Source organism: Deltaproteobacteria bacterium CG11_big_fil_rev_8_21_14_0_20_49_13 (assembly GCA_002796305.1).
Lineage (GTDB): Bacteria > UBA10199 > UBA10199.
In genome coordinates this window covers 46,296-47,775 of record PCWZ01000079.1, presented here as the reverse complement: position 1 = coordinate 47,775, position 1,480 = coordinate 46,296, and the positions used below count along the sequence as shown (strand labels likewise).

Below are 1,480 nucleotides of genomic sequence, written 5' to 3'. Positions count from 1 at the left end.
CTCCACAGCCCCTACTACTAGCTTTTCTTTTTTTTGAACCGCAGAAAGAAACAACTTTCTTATTCGATATATTAACAGATGACCCATGTCTTACCGCTTCTTCCTGTCACCCTGTCCCGCAAATGACCCACTCATATCCGCGAAGAGCCCTTTTTACTTACCCAAGAATGTTATGAGCCGCTCAGCATAAATCTCCCGCAAAAGGCCCACTCAAATCCGCGAAGACCCTTTCTTAAGAGATGCGGGCAGGAACGGGTCCGGCATCAGTTTTTTTAGGTTGGCCTTTTTGATCCTGCCGTTCGAGTTGGCGAGGATTATCTCGAGTCTAGGATTGAACTCTGCCAATATCTGTCTGCACGCGCCACACGGCGGTGTTAACGCCTTAATAGCGCCTGTCGCTATGGCTATTCTCCTAAATTTGGTCGCGCCTTCCGACACCGCCTTAAAGATTGCCGTCCGTTCAGCGCATACGCTAAGCCCATATGACGCGTTTTCGACATTGCATCCTGTGTATATCTTACCGTTCAATGCCTCAAGCGCCGCACCTACCTTGAATCTGGAGTACGGCGCATATGCCTTTTTTCTTGCCTTTAGGGCTTCTTCGATAAGCTTATTCATAGACCGTTACTTTAAATGATGCCTCTGACGGACCTTTTCCATCCATTCGGCCCTGCCCTCGGGGGTCGACCACTTCATTAGAACTTGAGGGATCGAGTCAATTCCGTCCTTTTTATCCTCCGTATCGAGGCCGTTCATTATATATACCATTCTATAGATGGCGGTAATGTTCGTCATAACGCCTATTAAAATGATGGCGGCGATCACTAGGATAGGTTCGTAAGCAAGGCTTGTTTCTCGTAAAAAATAATTGGCGATCGGTTGAAATACGGACGCTACCCCCAAATAGACGATACGCTCGGGTCTTTGCATCGGTCCTTTTTTACAGACGATGCCGACTCCCTCGCCGCGTGCGCGGGTATAGCTTACAAGCATTGAGCCGATGAGTCCTGCAACCACGAAATAAAGCATCCATGAATAGCGAAAATATGACACCAATCCTATCATCACAACGCCCTCACCGAATCTGTCCATCACCGAATCGTAATAGGCGCCGCTTCTGCTCACCTTTCCTGTCATGCGGGCCACTTTTCCGTCGAACATGTCAAATGTGGCACCGAATATCATTATCCAGCCGGCGTATCCAAAGAGCCCCTCGGCAAAGAACCATGCGGAGACGCACGAAATGGCAAAGCCAATGAAAGTGATAATGTTAGGCGAAAGCCTTATCGTTATGAGGAGCTTGGCGATGGGGGTTGTCACCCAGTACCACCACTCCTTTAGGAATGGGCCTAAGAACCATGAATTTGACCTATTCTCAAGATCGGGCGGCTTTGGCCATCTGTCGCGAGTAAAGGCGAAGATAACGAGGTAGACCAAAAGGATGGAATTTATGACCACAATGGGCAAAAGAGTGACCCAG

2 protein-coding genes are annotated in these 1,480 nt (G+C 48.6%); both read right to left on the bottom strand.

The window, feature by feature from the left end:
• Window positions 1–210: 210 nt before the first annotated feature.
• Entirely contained in the window at window positions 211–618 is a 408-nt protein-coding gene (gene cdd, locus COV46_07810) for a cytidine deaminase (GenBank protein ID PIR16612.1), read from the bottom strand.
• A 6-nt stretch (window positions 619–624) separates the two neighbouring features.
• Window positions 625–1,467, bottom strand: a complete 843-nt coding sequence (locus tag COV46_07805) for a hypothetical protein (GenBank protein PIR16611.1) — start codon at window positions 1,465–1,467, stop codon at window positions 625–627.
• Window positions 1,468–1,480 lie beyond the last annotated feature (13 nt).

Coding starts and splice junctions, on each gene's coding strand:
- cdd (PIR16612.1), bottom strand. CDS start 618: ATGAATAAGCTTATCGAAGAAGCCCTAAAGGCAAGAAAAAAGGCATAT.